We start from the raw sequence: 18033 nt of genomic DNA, 5'->3' as shown, positions 1-18033 counted from the left end.
CTTCTCTTGAATCCCGGTCAGCCCAGGTTGGGCGCCAGGGTGCGCTTCAGGTCCTCGATGCTGCGTCCGCTGCGCGCGGCGTAATCCAGCAGCTGGTCTTCGCCGATCACGCCCACGTTGAAGTACTGCGACTGCGGATGGCTGAAGTAGAAGCCGGACACGCTGGAGGCCGGATACATGGCATAGCTGTCGGTCAGCATCATGCCGATGTCCGCGCCATCCAGCACGCGGAACATGTCGGTCTTCACCACGTGCTCGGGACAGGCGGGATAGCCGGGCGCAGGACGGATGCCCACGTACTTCTCGGCGATCATGTCGTCGTTGGACAGGGCCTCGTCGGGCGCATAGCCCCAGAGGTCCTGGCGCACGCGGGCGTGCAGGCACTCGGCGAAGCCCTCGGCCAGGCGGTCGGCCAGCGACTTCAGCATGATGCTGGAATAGTCGTCCAGCGCCTTTTCGAATTCCGCTTCCTTCTTCTCGATGCCCAGGCCGGCCGTCACGGCGAACATGCCGATGTAGTCCAGCTTGCCGCTGGACTTGGGCGCGATGAAGTCCGACAGCGACTTGTTGCTGACGCCTTCGCGCTTGGCGCCCTGCTGGCGCAGGTTGCGGTACGTGAACAGCACCTCGCTGCGCGTCTCGTCCTTGTAGACCTCGATGTCTTCATCGTTGACGCTGTTGGCCGGATAGAAGCCCACGACGCCGTTGGCGGTCAGCCAGCGGCCTTCGACGATGCGCTTCATCATGGCCTGGCCGTCGGCAAAGACCTTGCGCGCCTGCTCGCCCACCACCTTGTCCTGCAGGATGGCCGGGTACGGGCCGAACAGGCTCCACGTCTGGAAGAACGGGCCCCAGTCCACGTACTTCGCGATCTCGGCCAGGTCGTAGCTCTTGAAGGTGCGCCGGCCGATGAACTTGGGGCGCGGCGGCGTGTAGTTGTCCCAGTCGATGGCCGGACGCGAGGCGCGCGCCTCGGCCAGCGGCAGGATCGGCGTCGCCTTGCGGTTGGCGTGGCGGCGGCGCACGTCTTCGTATTCCTCGGCCAACTCCGTCAGATAGGCTTCCGACTGGTCCGACATCAGGTTGGTGGCCACACCCACCGACCGGCTGGCGTCCGGCACATAGATGACCGGGCCTTCGTAGTTCGGGGCGATCTTGACGGCGGTGTGCACGCGGCTGGTGGTGGCGCCGCCGATCATCAGCGGCACCTTGCGGCTGCGGAAATACTCGTCGCGCTGCATCTCGGAGGCCACGTACGCCATCTCTTCCAGGCTGGGCGTGATCAGGCCGGACAGGCCGACGATGTCGGCGTTCTCTTCCTTGGCCTTTTCAAGGATCTGCGCGCAGGGCACCATCACGCCCATGTTCACGACTTCGAAGTTGTTGCACTGCAGGACCACCGACACGATGTTCTTGCCGATGTCGTGCACGTCGCCCTTGACGGTGGCGATGACGATCTTGCCCTTGGCGCGCACGTCGCCGCCCGCAGCCGCGATCTGGCGCTTTTCTTCCTCGATGAAGGGAATCAGGTGCGCCACGGCCTGCTTCATCACGCGCGCGGATTTCACGACCTGCGGCAGGAACATCTTGCCTTCGCCGAACAGGTCGCCGACGACGTTCATGCCGTCCATCAGCGGGCCTTCGATCACTTCGATGGGGCGGCCGCCGCGCGCGGCGATCTTCTGGCGCACTTCTTCCGTGTCTTCCACGATGAAGGCCGTGATGCCGTGCACCAGCGCGTGCGACAGGCGCTGCTCGACCTCCGCGTTGCGCCAGCTCAGGTCTTCTTCCTTCCGGGCGCCCGAGCCCTTCACGCTGTCGGCGAACTGCACCAGACGCTCGGTCGGCGAGCGCTCGTCGTCGGCCTCGGTCTTGCCCACGGGCTCGGGGCGGTCCAGGATCACGTCCTCGACCAGGTCGCGCAGCTTGGCATCCAGGTCGGCGTACACGCCGAGCTGGCCGGCGTTGACGATGCCCATCGTCATGCCTTCCTTGACCGCGTAATACAGGAAAACGGTGTGGATGGCCTCGCGCATCGGCTCGTTGCCGCGGAACGAGAAGCTGACGTTGGACACGCCGCCCGAGATGCGGGCATGGGGCAGGTTTTCGCGGATCCAGCGCGTGCCTTCGATGAAGTCCACGGCATAGTGGTTGTGCTCGTCGATGCCGGTGGCGACCGCGAAGACGTTCGGATCGAAGATGATGTCTTCGGGCGGGAAGCCCTCTTCCTCGACCAGGATCTTGTAGGCCCGGCCGCAGATTTCCTTGCGGCGTTCAAGCGTGTCCGCCTGGCCCTGCTCGTCGAAGGCCATCACCACCACGGCCGCGCCGTAGCGGCGGCACAGGCGCGCATGATGACGGAAGGGCTCCAGCCCTTCCTTCATGGAAATGGAGTTCACCACCGGCTTGCCCTGCACGCACTTCAGGCCGGCCTCGATGACTTCCCACTTGGAGCTGTCGATCATGATCGGCACGCGCGCGATGTCGGGCTCGGAGGCGATCAGGTTCAGGAACCGGTGCATGCACGCGACCGAATCCAGCATGGCCTCGTCCATGTTGATGTCGATGATCTGCGCGCCGTTCTCCACCTGCTGGCGGGCCACCGCCAGCGCCTCGTCGTACTTTTCCTCGCGGATCAGGCGGGCGAACATCTTGCTGCCCGTCACGTTGGTGCGCTCGCCCACGTTGACGAACAGCGTGTCCTCGTCGATGTTCAAAGGCTCCAGGCCCGACAGCCGGGTCTTGACCGGGATCTCGGGCACCGCGCGCGGCGTCAGCGTGGCGACCTTCTCGGCAATGGCGCGGATGTGGTCCGGCGTCGTGCCGCAACAGCCGCCGGACATGTTCACCAGGCCGGCGCGCGCGAATTCCTCCAGCAGCGCCGACGTGTCGGCCGGGGTTTCGTCGAAGCCCGTTTCGGCCATGGGGTTGGGCAGGCCGGCGTTGGGATAGACGCAGACGTAGGTGTCGCAGATCTTGGACAGCTCGGCCACGTAGGGGCGCATCAGCGCCGCGCCCAGCGCGCAGTTCAGGCCGATGGTGACCGGGCGCGCATGGCGCACCGAGTTCCAGAAGGCTTCGACGGTCTGGCCCGACAGGATGCGGCCGGAAGCGTCGGTCACCGTGCCGGAGATCATGACGGGCAGGCGGATGCCGCGCTGCTCGAACACTTCCTCGGTGGCGTAGATGGCGGCCTTGGCGTTCAGGGTGTCGAAGATGGTTTCGATCAGGACGATGTCGATGCCGCCGTCGAGCAGCCCGTTGAGCTGCTCGACGTAGGCGGCGCGCAGTTCGTCGAAGGTGACGTTGCGGGCGCCGGGATCGTTCACGTCGGGCGAAATCGAGGCGGTCTTGGGCTGCGGCCCCAGCGCGCCGGCCACGAAACGCGGCTTGTCCGGCGTGCTGTAGGCGTCACAGGCCTCGCGCGCCAGGCGGGCCGACGCCAGGTTCAGCTCGTAGGCCAGTTCCGGCAGGTCGTAATCGCCCTGGGCGATCGAGGTGGCGCCGAAGGTGTTCGTCTCGATGACGTCGGCGCCGGCGTCGAGATACTGGCGGTGGATCTCGGAGATCACGTCCGGGCGCACCAGCGAGAGCAGTTCGTTGTCGCCCTTCAGGTCCTTGCCGTGGGCGGCGAAGCGCTCGCCGCGGAAATCGGCCTCGCCCAGCTTGTAGCGCTGGATCATGGTGCCCATGGCGCCATCCAGGATCAGAATGCGCTGACCCAGCAGGCGGGCGAATTCGCCACCCTGGGTATAGGCTTCGGGCGGGTACGGCAGACGGGGATACGACACGGGCAGGTCCGGATGGAGTTGGCGACGGCGGCGCAATGTGGCTAAAAAGCGAAAAACGCCGGAAAAACAAGTCCTGATCGTAACAAAATGGGCTAACCCGCGCCTCCCGGTGATACAGTTTCGGCCCCGAACCGGTGCTTTCGGCGCATCGCGCCTGCAAGAACGCAACACTTGCGGGCCGCGCGCGAAAGGTAAACGGGAAACAGGAAGATGTCCGCAGGACGGCAGGCCCCACAAGGCGCCCGCCCCCCGGCTCCAGCCTGTGCTGCCCCCGCAACGGTCCCCATGCGCGCCACGCGCCCATGGCAGCCCGATACCGGCCAGTTCGCCAGTCAGGACGTCCACGCCTGCCGCCCGCCGGGCCCCGATCGGCCTGCAAGCGGCGCCGGACATCCTCCCATCGTGAATGGCCTGCGGGGTCGCGGGCCGTATCGAGGTTACGTAGATGAAAGCCCGCTCCCTCCGGCGCTATGCCGGCGCCCTGCTCTGTTCCGCTCCGGCCATCGCCGCCGCCCAGCAAGACGCTTCCCCCACTCCCGAACTCGACGCGGTCACCGTCACCGCCCAGCGCGTGCCGGCCGACGGCCGCACGCTGCCGGTGTCCATCTCGGTCATCACCGCCAAGGATATCGAGGCCAGCAGCGCCCGGACCATGCAGGACCTGCTGTCGACGCAGGCGGGCATCCACCTGGTCAACACCACCGGCTCCAGCGACAACGCCATCGTGGATCTGCGCGGCTTCGGCATCACCGGCGCCAGCAACACGCTGATCCTGATCGACGGCGTCAAGCAGAACACCAACGACCTGTCCGCGCCCAGCCTGGGCGTGGTGCCGCTGGACCAAGTCGAGCGGATCGAGATCGTGCGCGGCAGCGGCTCCGTGCAATATGGCGGCGGCACCACCGGCGGCGTGATCAACATCATCACCCGCAAGGATTTCGCCAAGGAACCGGTGACCGCGCGCGCGACGGCCACCTTCGGCAGCTACGGCCTGCGCCAGTACGACGCCGCCGTGGCCCTGAACAACGAGAAAGTGGGCGTCGACGCCTACATGCAGTCGCTGCATACCGACGGCTACCGCGACCACAGCGGCGAACGCCGCGAGGGCGGCGGAGGCGGCATCACCCTGCGCCACGACAGCGGCTCGATCCGCCTGTACGGCCGCACGACCACCCAGAAGCTGGAACTGCCCGGCCCGCGCTCGATCAACCCGTTCACGGGCCTGAACGAATTCGAGAGCGATCCGCGCGGCGCCAAGAACGACGTGGACTACGTCAAGACCACGACCACCACCTTCGGCCTGCAGGGCGAGCAGGCGATCGGCGCCGGCACGCTGTACGCGGACCTGTCGACCCGCGAAAAGAAGCTCGATGGCCTGTCCTACGACGGCTTCGGCGACATCCTGCGCGACCAGAAGCTGGAAGAGAACATCGCCAGCATCCGCTATCGCCTGCCGATCGAAGGCGGCCACAGCCTCGTCTTCGGCGCCGATGCGCAGGAAGCCAAGACCACGGCCAACCAGAACGCCTACTACGACTTCGAACCCGCGCAGTGGCAGTCGCGCCAGCACCAGTACGGCCTGTTCGCCGAAGGCCAGATCCGCGCCACCGACAGCACCTACGTGACGATGGGCGTGCGCCGCCAGTACGCCTCCGACGACCTGGAAGTGATCAGTGGCACGGGCACGCCGTCCGACCGCAGCAACCACCTCACCGCCTGGCAGCTCGGCGTGCGCCAGGACCTGGCCGCGGGCTTCGGCGTGTACGGCAAGGTAGGCCGCAGCTTCCGCCTGCCCAATGCCGACGAACTGCTGTCGGTGCAAAGCCCGCTGGCGCCGCAGACGTCCACGGACAAGGAAATCGGCGTAACCTGGCAATCCGCCGAAAGCAGCGCCCGCCTGTCGTACTTCCGTTCCGACCTGACCAACGAGATCCAGTACAACCCGCTGGCCGACGGCATGTGGGGGCCGGGCACCGGCGCCAACACCAACCTGGATCCGACCCGCCGCCAAGGCATCGAGCTGGAAGGCCATACCGCCCTGTCCGGCAGCCTGGCCCTGGACGCCAACGTGACCTGGATGGAAGCGCAATTCCGCTCCGGCACCTACGCCGGCGTCGACCTGGCCGGCAAGACGGTGCCGCTGGCCCCGAAATGGCTGGCCAACGCCGGCGTGACCTGGCGCCCGACCGATGCCTTCCTGTGGAACGTGTCGGCGCAATACGTGGGCAAATCGCGCATGGACAACGACCAGGCCAACCAGTTCGGCAAGCAACTCGACGCCTACGTGCTGTTCAACACCAAGCTGGCGTATAAATTCACCCGCAACATCGAAGGCGCGGTGGGCGTGAACAACATCTTCGATCGCCAGTACGCTACCTACGGCATCCGTGGCGGCAATGCCTCGTTCGACATGCTGGGCCCCGTCGCGAACTACAGCCTGTATCCCGCCCCCGGCCGCAATTTCTACGCATCGCTCACGCTGCGTTATTGATCGCGGCTCTCCGACCCGCCGGCCTTCCCGGGCCGGCGCTACCGAGGCTTCTGCATGACACCTGACCGCGCGCTCGCAACCGCCGGCCTGGCGCTGATCCTGGCGCTGGGCGCCGCGTCCGCGGCCGGCGCGCCGCCCGGCCCGGCCATCCGGGTCGTCGACGACCGCAACCGCGAGGTCGTCCTGGCCGCGCCCGCCAGACGCGCGGTCACCCTGGCGCCGCACGCCACCGAACTCGTCTACGCCGCGGGCGCGGGCGACCATATCGCCGCCACCATCCGCGGCAGCGATTACCCGCCCGCCGCCCGCCGCCTGCCGGTGATCGGCGACGGCACCCAGCCCGACCCCGAACGCGTGGCCGCCGCCCGCCCCGACCTGCTGATCGCCTGGCAGGCGGCGCCCGCCGAGGCGCTGGTGCGCGTCATGGACAAGCTGGGCGTGCCGGTCTTCTACAGCGATCCTCCCACCCTGGCCGCCATCCCGGACGCCGTGGAACGCATGGGGGTCCTGTTCGGCACCGAGCCCCGGGCGCGGGCCGCCGCCCAGGACATGCGCGCCCGGCTGGCCGCCCTGCAGGCGCGCTATGCCGGGCGCCGGCCGGTGCGCGTCTTCGTCCAGGCGGGCCTGGACCCCATCTTCACCTTGAACGACTCCAGCATCGTCAGCGACGCCCTGCGCGCCTGCGGCGGCGTCAACGTCTTCGGGCAGGCTCCCGTCGTGGCGCCGCAGGTCACGCTGGAGAGCGTGCTGGCCGCCCGCCCCGAGGCCGTGCTGGCGGGCGTGAGCCGGCCGGAAGACACCCCGAGGAACCTCGCCGCCTGGCGGGCCATGGGCCTGCCCGCCGCCCGGCAGGGCCATGTATACGGGATCGACGCGGACGCGCTCTACCGCCCGGGGCCGCGGCTGCTGGACGCGGCCGAGGCCCTCTGCGCCGACCTGGACCGCCTGCGCGGCTGACCCCTTCTCCATGCCGCCATCTTCAAATTATGGAACGCGGCATGCCGCCGGACGCGTCTGCCGACGGGCGCCGTGCTTTATCATTCGTGCAACGATACGCCAGTCCCCGCGGGCCTCGCATCGTGCGCACCCGCCCTTTGAAACACCGCCATGACCACTCAAGACACTCTCACCATCGCCGGCCGCGCCTATTCGTCGCGCCTGCTCGTCGGCACCGGCAAGTACAAGGACTTCGAACAGACCCGCGCCGCGCTGGACGCCAGCGGCACCGAGATCGTCACCGTCGCGATCCGCCGCACCAACATCGGCCAGAACGCCGGCGAGCCGAACCTGCTGGACTACGTCCCGCCCTCGAAATTCACGCTGCTGCCCAACACCGCCGGCTGCTACAGCGCGGACGACGCCGTGCGCACCCTGCGCCTGGCGCGCGAACTGCTGGACGGCCATGACCTGGTGAAGCTGGAAGTGCTGGGCGACCCGCACACCCTGTTCCCCAACATGCCCGAAACGCTCAAGGCCACCAAAACGCTGGTGGACGACGGCTTCAAGGTCATGGTGTATTGCACCGACGACCCCATTCAGTGCCGCATGCTGGAAGACCTGGGCGCCGTGGCCGTGATGCCGCTGGCCTCGCTGATCGGCTCGGGCATGGGCATCCTCAACCCCTGGAACCTGCGTCTCATCATCGACCAGGCCCGGGTGCCCATCGTGGTGGACGCCGGCGTGGGCACCGCCTCGGATGCCGCCATCGCCATGGAACTGGGCTGCGACGCGGTCCTGATGAACACCGCCATCGCCGGCGCGCGCGACCCGATCCTGATGGCCAGCGCCATGAAGAAGGGCGTGGAAGCCGGCCGCGAAGCCTTCCTGGCCGGCCGCATGCCCAAGAAGCTGTACAGCGGCGCGCCCAGTTCGCCCACCGAAGGCCTGATCACTGCCGGTCCGGCCAGCGGCGGCGCCAAATGAGCTCCCGCGCCCCGGCCGCCGGCGGCCGCCCCATTCCGAACGCGCTGACCATCGCCGGGGTCGACCCCTCCGGCGGCGCCGGCATCCTGGCCGACGTGAAGGCCATGAGCGCGCTGGGCGCCTATGGCTGCTCCGTCATCGCGGCCCTGACCGCGCAGAACACGCGCGGCGTCACCGGCATTTCGGCGGTGCCGCCCGCCTTCGTGGGCCAGCAGATCGACACGCTGTTCGAGGACGTGCGCATCGACGCCGTCAAGATCGGCATGCTGGGCCAGCATCCGGTGATACAGGTCGTGGCCGAAAAACTCGCCAAGTGGAGCCCGGCCCACGTGGTGCTGGACCCCGTCATGGTGGCCAAGAGCGGCGACCTGCTGCTCGAGCGGGACGCAGTGGGCGCCATGCGCGAGGCCCTGCTGCCGCAGGCCACCCTGCTGACGCCCAACCTGCCCGAGGCCGGCGTGCTGCTGGAGGAGCGGCCGGTCGAGACCGTCAAGGAAATGCGGCGGGTGGCCGAACGGCTGCGCAACAAGCTGGCGCATTCCGGCGAACGCTGGGTGCTCGTCAAGGGCGGCCACCTGCCCGGCGACGACACGATCGACCTGCTGCACGATGGCGACCGGATGATCGAACTGCCCGGCCACCGCATCGCCACGGTCAATACCCACGGCACGGGCTGCACCCTGTCGGCGGCGCTGGCGGCCTTGCTGCCGCAAACCGGGGACGTACCCGAGGCCGCGCGCCGCGCCAAGGCCTACCTGACCGAGGCCATCCGCCACGCGGAACGCCTGTCGGTGGGCTCAGGCCACGGCCCGGTGCACCACTTCCACGCCTGGTGGTAGGCGCAAGCGGCGGCTGAAACATCTGTCGGCGGGGCGCAGCGTCACAGTACGCTACGAATCGGTACAATGGTCAGTTGATTCCTCTGTTTTTTCTGACCGTCATGAACGCTTCGACCCTGCCCGACGTAGAACAAGCCCGCTTCAACATGGTGGAACAGCAGATCCGCCCCTGGGAGGTTCTGGACGCCAACGTGCTGCAAGCGCTGTTCGATGTGCGCCGCGAACAATTCGTTCCGCCGGCCCTGCGCGCAATGGCGTTTTCCGACCTGGAACTGCCGCTTGAGATCAACGCGGTCAACACGCGCCAGACCATGCTCGCGCCCAAGGTGGAAGCCCGCCTGGCGCAGGAACTGCTGCTGACCAAGTCCGACTGCGTGCTGGAAATCGGCACCGGCTCCGGCTACCAGGCCGCCCTGCTGGGCTACCTGGCGCAGCAGGTCACGTCGGTCGAGATCGACAGCCGCCTGGTGACGTTCGCGCAGCAGAACCTGCAGATGAACAACGTCACCAACGTCAAGGTCGAAACGGGCGACGCCCGCAACGGCTGGGGCTCCACCGAATACGATGCCATCCTCGTCACGGGGTCCGTGCCGACCGTGCCGGACGCGCTGAAGTACCAGCTGCGCGTGGGCGGCCGCCTGGTCGTCGTCGTGGGCCAGGCTCCCGTCATGACCGCCTGTCGCATCACCCGCACCACCGCGGCCAGCTTCGAGACGGTGAACCTGTTCGAAACGGTCATCAAGCCGCTGCGCGGCGTCACCGTATCCCAGTTCAAGTTCTGAGTCCCAACCCTGCCGCCCTGCGTCCGCAACCCCGCAGGGCCGGCGGCGTCCACGGCGGCCCTGCGTATCGTTGAAAATCATGCGCGTCCGATTGCTTACGGCTTTATTGGTATTTACCTGCGCCGCAAGCGTCGGCCCGACCCTCGCGCGCGCGCAGAACCTGATCCAGGTCTGGCAGTCGGCGCTGGGCAATGACCCGATCTACGCCGCCGCGCGCGCCAACTACCGCGCCGGCCTGGAAAAGGAACCCCAGGCCCGCTCCCTGCTCCTGCCCCTGATTTCCGCCGAGGCCGGCGGCGCCTACCAGGAAACCCGCAGCACCCGCGGCCTGGGCGTCGCCTACAGCGGCGGACGCGGCGTCTGGGACCTGTCCCTGACCCAGCCCCTGTTCGACTGGGGACGCTGGCAGAACTACGAACAATCCAAGCTGGTCGTGGCCGACGTGGAAGTGCAGCTGCAGCAGGCCTACCAGGACCTGCTGCTGCGCGTGGCCGACGCCTACTTCAACGTGCTCTACGCCCAGGACACGCTGACCGCCACCGAGGCCGAGAAGGCCGCCGTGGCCGGGCAGCTGGAATCGGCCAAGCGCAATTTCGAGCTGGGCAACGCCACCATTACCGATACCTACGAGGCGCAGGCGCGCTACGACCTGGTGGTGGCCCAGGAACTGCGCCTGCAGAACGACCTGGATGTGCGCCGGGACGAGCTTGCCAAGATCATCGGCTCGCCTCCCGGCGCGCTGGCCGAACTGCCCTACGGCGTGCAACTGCCCGCCCCGCAGCCCGCCCGCGTCGCCGACTGGAGCAACCAGGCCGAGGCGTCCAGCCTGGATGTGCTGCGCGCCCAGTTGCTGACGCGCATCGCCGGGCGAGAAATCCAGATCGCCAAGAGCGGCCACTACCCCACCTTGAACCTGCGCGCCACCAGCGGCAGCGCCAGCGATGCGGTCATGCGCAACGCGGCGCCGGGCAAGCCTATCGACAACACCATCGGCGTCGTGCTGTCCATTCCGCTGTACGCGGGCGGCGGCGTGTCGTCGCAAGTGACCGAAAAAGTGCAGTTGGAGCAAAAGGCGCGCCACGACTACGAGGCCGCGCGCCGCCAAGCCGTCCAGGCCGCTCGCCAGTACTACACCGGCGTCACCAGCGGCCTGGCGCGCATCCAGGCCCTGGAGGCGGGCGAGAAATCCAGCCGCGCCGCGGTCGAAGCCAACCGCACCGGCTATGAGGTCGGCGTGCGCATCAACCTGGACGTGCTCAACGCCCAGCAGCAGCTCTACGCCACCCAGCGCGACCTGGCGCTGGCGCGCTACAGCACCGTGCTGGCGAGCCTGCGGCTGAAAGCCACGAGCGGCATCCTGGCGGAAACGGACCTGGAAGCGATCAACCGTCTGCTAAGGGATCCGCGCTAGCGGCATCGCCCCCGGCTACGCGCCCTGGATCTTCTTCACCAGGGCGGTGGTGGAACGCTCGAACTCGAAGGGAATCGCCACGGCGCGCCCGCCCCAGGTCTTGACCAGGGCGGTCTCGGGCAGCGTCTCCATGTCGTAGTCGCCGCCCTTGACGATCATGTCGGGCTTGAGCTGCGCGATCAGGGCCTCGGGGGTGTCCTCGTGGAAGGACGTGACGAGCGTCACGCAGCCCAGCGCGGCCAGCAGGGCGGCGCGGTCTTCCATGCGGTTCAAGGGACGCTCGGCGCCCTTGCCCAGGCGGCGCACCGATTCATCGGTATTCACCGCCACCACCAGGGTCGCGCCCAGCTGGGCCGCCTGGTCCAGGTAGGTCGCATGGCCCCGATGCAGGATATCGAAGACGCCGTTGGTGAACACCAAAGGCCGCGGATAGCGGCCTTCGGCGACGGCGGCGACGCATTGGTCGCGGGACAGGACCTTGGATTCGAAACGGGCGGCGGGCATGGCGGGATTGTACAGCGCCCCCTGCCACGCCGCGCCGGGTCAGGCGCCCGCCAGGACGATTTCCTTTTCCTTCGGAACGATCAGGGCGGTCATTTCCTTGCGGTAGCGGTTCAGGTCCTTCACCGTTTCGAAGCTGCGGTCCATCAGCTTGGACAGGATATGCAGGATGCGGCTGGCGACCTTCTGCTCCCAGACGCCGTCGAAGCGGATCTGCGTGTCCAGCCAATGCTCGAGCCAGCCCGGCTCGGGCAGGCGCGACTGCACGGTGTCGTTGGGGAACAGTTCCTTGTTCACGTGCAGGTTGGTCGGGTGCAGGGCCTGCTGCGTGCGGCCTGCCGACGCCATCAGCACGCCGATCTTCGAGAACGCCAGGCGCGCCTGCTCGCTGGTGTCCTGGCCGCGGTCGTGCAGGGCGCGGCGCATGTACTGCAGGTAGGCGCCGGCATGGCGGGCCTCGTCCTGCGCCACGGTCTTGTAGATGGCCTTGATGACCGGCTCGGTATGCCATTCCGCGGCGCGCCGGTACCAGTGGTTCAGGCGGATTTCGCCGCAGAAGTGCAGCATCAGCGTTTCCAGCTCGGGCGCGGCGTCGAACTCGAAGCGCACGTTGTGCAGTTCTTCCTCGGTCGGCACGAGATCCGGACGGAAGCGGCGCAGGTATTCGATCAGCACCAGCGAATGCTTCTGCTCTTCGAAGAACCAAACCGACATGAAGGCGCAGAAATCGCTGTCGCCGCGATTGTCGCGCAGGAACATTTCGGTGGCCGGCAGGGCAGCCCATTCGGTGATGGCGTTCATCTTGATCGTGTGCGCCTGCTCGTCCGAGAGCTTGCTGCGATCGAAGTCGCCCCAGGGAATGTCATGCGCCATGTTCCAGCGCACGGCTTCCATGGTCTTGAAGAGTTCAGGATAAAGCATGTTCTGCCCTTGTATTCGTCCCGCTGATGGGGCTATGGAAATTAATGAATGGCGCGCGCGACTTATCGGCGCGAGCGCTGCAACCATTCGCCGCAGCGCTATTTTTCGCCGTCTCCCGCGAAGCTATGATGACCGTTTCATGAATGAAACATGACAGCAGGCGTCTAGATCATCGCGCCGCCTACCGGGTCAACGCCCATATCGCGACCCCGACCGCGAGAGCCACGACGCCAACCAGCGCTGCAACCAGCCGGTTGTTCTGCTCCTGCGCCCGCCGCAGCTGGGCCATCTCGGCCAGCAGGGCCGGCGAGACATTGGGCCGGCTGAGGTGGTCATGGACCAGCCTGGGCAAGGCAGGCAGCATCTGCGACCACTGCGCGGCCTCCTTTTCCAGGCTTTGCCGCAAGCCCTTGATCCCGACGCGCTGGCGCATCCAGCGCTCCAGGTAGGGCTTGGCGGTCTTCCAGAGATCCAGGTTCGGGTCGAGCTGCCGGCCCAGGCCCTCGACGTTCAGCAAGGTCTTCTGCAACAGGACCAGCTGCGGCTGGATCTCCACGTTGAACCGGCGCGAGGTCTGGAACAGCCGAAGCAGCACCTGCCCCAGCGAGATCTCCGACAGCGGCCGGTCAAAGTAGGGTTCGCAGACGGCGCGCACCGCGCCCTCCAGCTCTTCTTCGCGCGTATCCGGGGGCACCCAGCCCGACTCGATGTGCAACTGGGCCACCCGGCGGTAATCGCGATGGAAGAAGGCCAGGAAATTCTGCGCCAGGTAATTCTTGTCGAACTCCGACAGCGACCCCACGATACCGAAGTCCAGGGCGATGTAGCTGCCCAGCGTTTCGGGACGGTCCGACACATAGATGTTGCCCGGATGCATGTCGGCGTGGAAGAAGCCGTCGGTGAACACCTGCGTGAAGAAGATCTCGACCCCGGTGCGCGCCAGGGTCGGGATGTCGATGCCCGCCTCGCGCATGCGATCCACCTGGCCCACCGGCACGCCGTACATGCGCTGCATGGTGAACACCGTGGAGGCCGTGTATTCCCAGATCACCTCGGGCACGATCAGCATGTCGCCGCGGCCGGATTCCGGACCGAAATTGCGGCGCAGCTGGCTGCAATTGGACGCCTCGCGCACCAGGTCCAGCTCGTCGTGCAGGTATTTGTCGAACTCGGCCACGACCTCGCGCGGCTTCAGGCGGCGGCCATCGGCGCCCAGGCGCTCGATGATGCGCGCCACCACCTTCAAGAGCGACAGGTCTTTCTCGATGATGCTCAGCATGCCCGGGCGCAGCACCTTCACGGCGACCTCGCGGCCGTCATGCAGCACGGCGAAGTGCACCTGGGCGATCGAAGCCGACGCCACCGGGTCCACGTCGAATTGCGCGAAGAGCTTCTCGGGCGGCGCGCCCAGCGCCGCTTCGATGCAGGCGGCCGCCTGCGCCGAGGGGAACGGCGGCACGCGGTCCTGCAGGAGGGCCAGCTCGTCGGCGATGTCGGCGGGGATCAGGTCGCGGCGGGTGGACAGCACCTGGCCGAATTTCACGAAAATGGGGCCCAGCGATTCCAGGGCCAGGCGCAGCCGCAGCCCGCGCGGCTTGCGCGGCCGCGTGCCCAGGCGGATGACGCGCAGCAGGCAGGTGGCCAGCGGGTGGTTCAGACTGGACAGCACGAGTTCGTCCAGGCCGTAGCGCAGCGAGACCAGGACGATGCGGGCGAGGCGCAGCAGGGGAAACATGGATCAGGCGCCCCGCTTTGCGCCGGCCGCGGCCAGACGGGTTTGGAGCGCGGCCGCCGAACGGGCCAAGGCGTCGGCCCGGGCGTTCAGCTCGGCCAGGTCCAGGCGCCATTGCTCCAGCGCGGGCCGGCCCGCCAGCACCCCGCTTTCTTCGGACAGGTATTCGGACACGTTCCCGGCCAGGCGCTGGCCGGCCGTGCGCGCGCCTTCGGCCACGGCGCGGGCGCCGCCCACGATGCGCAGCGCGGCGATGTCGCCCACCACGCGGGCCAGCGCGTCTTCGGGATCCCAGCGCAGCTGCTTGGACAGGTCGGCGACCACCTGGGCCAGGGCGGCATCGCCGGAGATATGGGTGGCCTCGGCGAAATCCGGCGCATCGCGGTCCGCGCCCAGGCGCGGCAGGGGCAGCTTCTCGGGCGCGACCGTCAGGGTTACGTCGGGCACCACTGCCGCGTCGGCCTGCGCCGCCAGCCCTTCGCTGTCGATCGTCAGGCCCAGGCTGAAGCCGCCCAGCGCGAAGCGCACCGTCTTGCCGGCGTGCCGGGCCAGGCGTTCGCGCGCCCAGTCCTCGCGCCGCAACAGGGCGTTGAGCGCGCTAACAGCCAACCGCGAAGGCGTGGGCAGGAACGAAAAAGGCAGCATGACGGTTCGCAACGGCCCGCGGGGACGGGTTGCCGGATTTGATGGGTAAATCGGGAGTGTAACGGGTTAGATGAGAGCGTGTTTTGCGCAGGGACATGGAAAAACCGGCCCCTAGAGGGGCCGGTTCAAGCGGACGCCTCGCGGCATCCCCAACGGAGGGCGGTTCCGCCCGGTCCGCCAGCCTCAGCTGGCGTAATCCACCGGGATCTGCTGGATGCCGGCGAGCAGCCAGCCGCCCGAGGCCGGCTTGTAGAGGTTCCAGACTTCCTCGAAGCGGAAGGCTTCGGTGCCCGGCGCCTCGCGCAGCATGCCGGAGAAGCGCACGCTGGCCAGGTGGCCGTCGGACACCGTTTCGATGCCCAGCAGCTCGGCGTTGAGCAGCACGACCTCGGTCTTGTTGGGCGCCGCGCCGCGCTCGGCCAGCTGCGGCTTGAGTTCGATGATCAGGTCGTCGGTCAGGAACTCGCGCAGGCGGTCGGTGCTGCCGCTGTCCCAGATGGCCTGGATGCGGACGAACTGCTCCTTGGCCTGCTTCAGGAAGTTGGGCGTATCGAAGTCGCCCGGCACGAACCAGTTGTTGTCGTCGCCGGCCTTGGGCACGGCGGCCGGCTCGGCGGCGGCGGGAGCGGCCGCGGGGGCTGCGGCCGGCTTCAGCGATTCACGCCACATCGGTTGCTGCTGGCCGGCGGACGCGTTGTTCGCTCCGCCGAACGCGCCCTGCGTGGCGGTGCGGGGCGCGGCGCCGCGCAGGCGGCGGACGATGAACATGATGGCGAAGACGACCAGGGCGATCAGCAGCGCGGACGACAGGAACTCGGCGAAGGCGCCCGACAGGCCCATGCTCGAGAGCAGCGCGGCGATGCCCAGGCCGGCGGCGATGCCCGCGATGGGGCCGAGCCAGCGCGACGCGCCGCTCTTGGCTGCCGCGCCTGCGGCGCCGGCCGTGGCCGCGCCTGCGGCCGCCGGCGCCGCCGTGGCGCCAGCCGTATTGTTGGTCGCGGCCGGCGGCGTGGTGGCCTGGCGCTGCTGCGTCACATTGGTGGATTGCCGGCCGAGGCTCGAGCCGCCGCCGACGCGCCGGGCTTCGGCGTCGAACGACGCCGTCACCAGCGCCGCGCCGGAAATGGCGATGAGCGCCGCGGCGACAAACCGCGAAAGACAGAATTTGGACATAAGTTTTGCTCCCTCGTACTCGCGCCCCCTGCCGCCCCGAGCAGCAGGGAACCCCGCGGATCGCAGGGCCAGGGTCGCGACTTTTCTTACAAGAATCTGAATACCGTAAGAATAACGGACAAGACGCCGCCCCACAAGTTCCGCAAGGGGCGCGGAAATCTCCCGTAATCGCTGGCGCTCAGCCCAGCCGCACGCCTTCGTGCAGGGCGGCGATGCCGGCAGTCAGATTGAAGTACTGCACGCGCTCCAGGCCCGCCGTGCGCAGCATGTCGGCCAGCGTTTCCTGGTCGGGGTGCATGCGGATCGACTCGGCCAGGTAGCGGTAGCTGGCCTCGTCCTTGGCGATCTTCTTGCCCAGCCAGGGCAGCACGTTGAAGGAATACCAGTCGTAGGCCGGCGCGAGCGGCTTGGCGATGCGCGAGAATTCCAGCACCAGCAGCTTGCCGCCCGGCTTCAGCACCCGGGTCATTTCAGCCAGGGCGCGGTCCTTGTGGGTCATGTTGCGCAGGCCGAAGGCCACGCTGACACGATCGAAATAGCCCGAGGGGAAAGGCAGGCGCTCGGCGTCGCACACCGCCGCGGGGACCAGCAGGCCGGCGTCGGTCAGGCGGTCGCGGCCCACGCGCAACATGGAATCGTTGATGTCGGTGAGCCAGACCTCGCCCGTGGGGCCGGCCCGCTTGGCGAAGGCCTTCGCCAGGTCGCCCGTGCCGCCGGCGATGTCCAGCACTTTCATGCCCGGGCGGATGGCCGCGCGGCCGATCGTGAAGGCCTTCCAGACACGGTGCAGGCCCGCCGACATGAAGTCGTTCATGACGTCGTAGCGCTGGGCGACCGAATGGAAGACCTCGGCGACCTTGCGGGCTTTTTCGCTTTCCGGCACCGATTGGAAGCCGAAATGGGTGGATGGCGAGGCGGAATCCGCGGAATGTTGCGATTCGGAGGGGTTTTGCATGGTGAATTCCCGATATATCGCTCAATGGTAGCCTATTGGCCCCCCGGGACGGGCCCGCGGACGCCCCGGGCGGCCTTCCGCGGTCACATACCTGAAATATTGCGGCCATACTATCGCAATGTTCGCGCCGCGCCGGCGCTCAGAAGCGTGCCAAATCCGCCATGTCCAGCACCATCCTCGTCGTCGAAGACGAACCCGCCATCCAGGAACTGATCGCCGTCAACCTGTCCTTCGCCGGGCACAAGGTGCTGCGCGCCTTCGACGCCGACCAGGCCCAGACGCTGATCCGCGCCGAACTCCCCGACCTGATCCTGCTGGACTGGATGCTGCCCGGCACCTCCGGCCTCGCCATGGCGCGCAAGCTGCGCAACGACGAGCGCACCCGCGCCGTGCCGGTCATCATGCTGACGGCCAAGGGCTCGGAGCAGGACAAGGTGGATGGCCTGGAAGCCGGCGCCGACGACTACATTACCAAGCCCTTCTCGCCCAAGGAGCTCATGGCCCGCATCAAGGCGGTGCTGCGCCGCCGCGCGCCCCAGCTCACCGACGACGTGATCGACGTGGGCGGCCTGAAGCTGGATCCGGTGACGCATCGCCTGTCGGGCAACAGCCAATCGCTGCAGATCGGCCCCACGGAGTTCCGCCTGCTGCATTTCTTCATGACCCACCCCGAGCGGGTGTTCTCCCGTTCGCAGCTGCTGGACCAGGTCTGGGGCGACCACGTGTTCGTGGAAGAGCGCACGGTCGACGTCCACATCCGCCGCCTGCGCAAGGCGCTGGAGCCCAGCGGCCATGACGCGCACGTGGAAACGGTCCGCGGCAGCGGCTACCGGTTTACCGCCCAGCTGCCGACGCGGTAAAACTCCCGC

14 protein-coding genes are annotated in these 18033 nt (G+C 67.8%); 7 read left to right on the top strand and 7 right to left on the bottom strand.

Annotated features, from left to right (window positions below; genetic code table 11):
- Window positions 1-17: 17 nt before the first annotated feature.
- Window positions 18-3791, bottom strand: a complete 3774-nt coding sequence (gene metH / locus ACN6PJ_RS13495; protein ID WP_427996374.1) for a methionine synthase — start codon at window positions 3789-3791, stop codon at window positions 18-20.
- Window positions 3792-4236: 445 nt separating this feature from the next.
- Between metH and ACN6PJ_RS13490 the strand changes: the two genes are divergently transcribed.
- The 6 genes from ACN6PJ_RS13490 to ACN6PJ_RS13465 all read left to right on the top strand — a co-directional run bounded on the left by ACN6PJ_RS13490 (window position 4237) and on the right by ACN6PJ_RS13465 (window position 11237).
- Window positions 4237-6282 (top strand): TonB-dependent receptor, encoded by a 2046-nt coding sequence (locus ACN6PJ_RS13490; protein ID WP_427996373.1) that lies wholly within the window; start codon window positions 4237-4239, stop codon window positions 6280-6282.
- 54 nt (window positions 6283-6336) lie between these two features.
- The gene (locus tag ACN6PJ_RS13485) at window positions 6337-7239 is read left to right on the top strand and encodes a cobalamin-binding protein (RefSeq protein ID WP_427996372.1); all 903 of its coding nucleotides are present in this window, start codon (window positions 6337-6339) and stop codon (window positions 7237-7239) included.
- A 150-nt stretch (window positions 7240-7389) separates the two neighbouring features.
- Complete coding sequence (locus ACN6PJ_RS13480) at window positions 7390-8205, top strand: thiazole synthase (RefSeq protein WP_427996371.1); 816 nt, start codon at window positions 7390-7392, stop codon at window positions 8203-8205.
- Window positions 8202-9044 carry a bifunctional hydroxymethylpyrimidine kinase/phosphomethylpyrimidine kinase gene (gene thiD / locus ACN6PJ_RS13475; protein ID WP_427996370.1) on the top strand — a complete coding sequence of 281 codons (843 nt, stop codon included), beginning with the start codon at window positions 8202-8204 and terminating at the stop codon, window positions 9042-9044. Before ACN6PJ_RS13480 ends, thiD begins: the two co-directional genes overlap by 4 nt.
- Window positions 9045-9145: 101 nt before the next feature.
- Window positions 9146-9826 carry a protein-L-isoaspartate O-methyltransferase family protein gene (locus tag ACN6PJ_RS13470; protein ID WP_427996369.1) on the top strand — a complete coding sequence of 227 codons (681 nt, stop codon included), beginning with the start codon at window positions 9146-9148 and terminating at the stop codon, window positions 9824-9826.
- Between the two features lie 79 nt (window positions 9827-9905).
- On the top strand, window positions 9906-11237 hold the full coding sequence (locus ACN6PJ_RS13465) for a TolC family outer membrane protein (protein ID WP_427996368.1): 1332 nt from the start codon (window positions 9906-9908) through the stop codon (window positions 11235-11237).
- A gap of 15 nt (window positions 11238-11252) precedes the next feature.
- Here the strand turns inward: ACN6PJ_RS13465 and rfaE2 are convergent, their stop codons facing one another.
- The 6 genes from rfaE2 to ubiE form a co-directional block, all read right to left on the bottom strand.
- Complete coding sequence (gene rfaE2, locus ACN6PJ_RS13460) at window positions 11253-11741, bottom strand: D-glycero-beta-D-manno-heptose 1-phosphate adenylyltransferase (RefSeq protein ID WP_427996367.1); 489 nt, start codon at window positions 11739-11741, stop codon at window positions 11253-11255.
- A 39-nt stretch (window positions 11742-11780) separates the two neighbouring features.
- Window positions 11781-12659: a ferritin-like domain-containing protein gene (locus tag ACN6PJ_RS13455; protein ID WP_427996366.1), complete on the bottom strand. Its 879-nt coding sequence runs from the start codon at window positions 12657-12659 to the stop codon at window positions 11781-11783.
- Between the two features lie 181 nt (window positions 12660-12840).
- A complete protein-coding gene (gene ubiB, locus ACN6PJ_RS13450) occupies window positions 12841-14394 on the bottom strand; it encodes a ubiquinone biosynthesis regulatory protein kinase UbiB (protein WP_427996365.1) in 1554 nt (517 codons plus the stop codon).
- Between the two features lie 3 nt (window positions 14395-14397).
- Window positions 14398-15036 carry a ubiquinone biosynthesis accessory factor UbiJ gene (locus ACN6PJ_RS13445; protein WP_427996364.1) on the bottom strand — a complete coding sequence of 213 codons (639 nt, stop codon included), beginning with the start codon at window positions 15034-15036 and terminating at the stop codon, window positions 14398-14400.
- Between the two features lie 183 nt (window positions 15037-15219).
- Window positions 15220-16209: a Tim44 domain-containing protein gene (locus ACN6PJ_RS13440; protein ID WP_427996363.1), complete on the bottom strand. Its 990-nt coding sequence runs from the start codon at window positions 16207-16209 to the stop codon at window positions 15220-15222.
- A 178-nt stretch (window positions 16210-16387) separates the two neighbouring features.
- Entirely contained in the window at window positions 16388-17164 is a 777-nt protein-coding gene (ubiE, locus tag ACN6PJ_RS13435; RefSeq protein WP_043544662.1) for a bifunctional demethylmenaquinone methyltransferase/2-methoxy-6-polyprenyl-1,4-benzoquinol methylase UbiE, read from the bottom strand.
- 161 nt (window positions 17165-17325) lie between these two features.
- Here ubiE and phoB point away from each other — a divergent pair, with 161 nt between their 5' ends.
- A complete protein-coding gene (gene phoB, locus ACN6PJ_RS13430; RefSeq protein WP_006227196.1) occupies window positions 17326-18024 on the top strand; it encodes a phosphate regulon transcriptional regulator PhoB in 699 nt (232 codons plus the stop codon).
- Window positions 18025-18033 lie beyond the last annotated feature (9 nt).

The sequence above is a fragment of the Achromobacter sp. genome (assembly GCF_050285585.1).
Taxonomy (GTDB): Bacteria; Pseudomonadota; Gammaproteobacteria; order Burkholderiales; family Burkholderiaceae_B; genus Achromobacter.
Note: the sequence above shows the minus strand (reverse complement) of the source record. Positions and strands in the feature narration are given on the sequence as shown.

What these genes read in the sequence shown, in the direction of transcription:
- ACN6PJ_RS13485 (WP_427996372.1), top strand. Translation starts at nt 6,337, where the DNA reads ATGACACCTGACCGCGCGCTCGCAACCGCCGGCCTGGCGCTGATCCTG.
- ACN6PJ_RS13465 (WP_427996368.1), top strand. Translation starts at nt 9,906, where the DNA reads ATGCGCGTCCGATTGCTTACGGCTTTATTGGTATTTACCTGCGCCGCA.
- thiD (WP_427996370.1), top strand. Translation starts at nt 8,202, where the DNA reads ATGAGCTCCCGCGCCCCGGCCGCCGGCGGCCGCCCCATTCCGAACGCG.
- phoB (WP_006227196.1), top strand. Translation starts at nt 17,326, where the DNA reads ATGTCCAGCACCATCCTCGTCGTCGAAGACGAACCCGCCATCCAGGAA.
- ubiE (WP_043544662.1), bottom strand. Translation starts at nt 17,164, where the DNA reads ATGCAAAACCCCTCCGAATCGCAACATTCCGCGGATTCCGCCTCGCCA.
- ACN6PJ_RS13455 (WP_427996366.1), bottom strand. Translation starts at nt 12,659, where the DNA reads ATGCTTTATCCTGAACTCTTCAAGACCATGGAAGCCGTGCGCTGGAAC.
- ACN6PJ_RS13470 (WP_427996369.1), top strand. Translation starts at nt 9,146, where the DNA reads ATGAACGCTTCGACCCTGCCCGACGTAGAACAAGCCCGCTTCAACATG.
- ACN6PJ_RS13440 (WP_427996363.1), bottom strand. Translation starts at nt 16,209, where the DNA reads ATGTCCAAATTCTGTCTTTCGCGGTTTGTCGCCGCGGCGCTCATCGCC.
- ACN6PJ_RS13445 (WP_427996364.1), bottom strand. Translation starts at nt 15,036, where the DNA reads ATGCTGCCTTTTTCGTTCCTGCCCACGCCTTCGCGGTTGGCTGTTAGC.
- rfaE2 (WP_427996367.1), bottom strand. Translation starts at nt 11,741, where the DNA reads ATGCCCGCCGCCCGTTTCGAATCCAAGGTCCTGTCCCGCGACCAATGC.
- ubiB (WP_427996365.1), bottom strand. Translation starts at nt 14,394, where the DNA reads ATGTTTCCCCTGCTGCGCCTCGCCCGCATCGTCCTGGTCTCGCTGCGC.
- ACN6PJ_RS13490 (WP_427996373.1), top strand. Translation starts at nt 4,237, where the DNA reads ATGAAAGCCCGCTCCCTCCGGCGCTATGCCGGCGCCCTGCTCTGTTCC.
- ACN6PJ_RS13480 (WP_427996371.1), top strand. Translation starts at nt 7,390, where the DNA reads ATGACCACTCAAGACACTCTCACCATCGCCGGCCGCGCCTATTCGTCG.